Origin of the sequence: Pseudomonas sp. HY2-MNA-CIBAN-0224, from assembly GCF_040310285.1 — a bacterium.
Taxonomy (GTDB): Bacteria; Pseudomonadota; Gammaproteobacteria; order Pseudomonadales; family Pseudomonadaceae; genus Aquipseudomonas; species Aquipseudomonas helleri.
Window position 1 is genome coordinate 1 of sequence record NZ_JBEOPQ010000367.1, and the last position, 292, is coordinate 292.

Sequence of the window (292 nt, forward strand, 5' to 3'; positions counted from 1 at the left end):
GCTGACGGCTTGGCGCTATCTTCGCGCAATCAATACTTGAGCGCAGCTGAGCGAGAAACAGCCCCCGTGCTTCATGCAGAGCTGCAACGTCTAGCACAGCAGTTAATGAGTAATAAACTGAGTATGCCAGAATTTGAAGCGTTACTTGCAGAGACGTCTCAGCGTATTAGTAACGCTGGCTTCAACATTGACTATCTAGAAGTAAAAACAGATGCGCTGAAATCGGTCATTAATGATGCCGAAGTTTTTAATGTGGAAAACGAGAATTTGATTATCCTCGTCGCAGCTTGGC

Annotated in this window: 1 protein-coding gene; it reads left to right on the forward strand. The window is 45.9% G+C overall.

Annotated elements, in window-relative coordinates:
* Window positions 1-292: pantoate--beta-alanine ligase (locus tag AAEZ03_RS26775; RefSeq protein WP_350582821.1), on the forward strand; the 292-nt coding region annotated here is incomplete at both ends.